Genomic DNA, 400 nt, shown 5'->3' with positions numbered 1-400 from the left:
GCCACGACGTGCGGCTGATGCCGCCGGCTTACGTGAAGCCATACGTCAAGCGCGGTAAGACTGATGCGAACGATGCCGCCGCCATCTGCGAGGCGGTGACGCGCCCCAGCATGCGGTTCGTGCCGGTGAAGTCGACCGAGCAGCAGGCGGCGCTGGCGCTGCACCGGACGCGCGACCTGCTGGTCAAGCAACGCACGCAGTTGGTGAATATGATCCGCGGCCTGCTCGCCGAGTTCGGGATCGAGATGGCGCGGGGCCTGCGTCATGCGCTCGAACTGGCGGCCCGGCTCTCGGCCGGAGACGCGGCTGAAGTGCCATCCCTGGCCCAGCGGGTGGTGACCGGGCTGGCCGATCAGATCGGCGCCGTGCAGATCCAGCTCACCCGGCTGGAGAAGGAATT

The 400-nt window shown here is 68.2% G+C and carries 1 protein-coding gene; it reads left to right on the top strand.

Annotated elements, in window-relative coordinates:
- Window positions 1-400 (top strand): transposase (locus CVH10_RS17935; RefSeq protein ID WP_146143021.1); only part of this gene is annotated, 400 nt, incomplete at both ends.

Source organism: Halomonas sp. ND22Bw (assembly GCF_003011945.1).
Classification (GTDB): domain Bacteria; phylum Pseudomonadota; class Gammaproteobacteria; order Pseudomonadales; family Halomonadaceae; genus Halomonas; species Halomonas halophila.
Note: the sequence above shows the minus strand (reverse complement) of the source record. Positions and strands in the feature narration are given on the sequence as shown.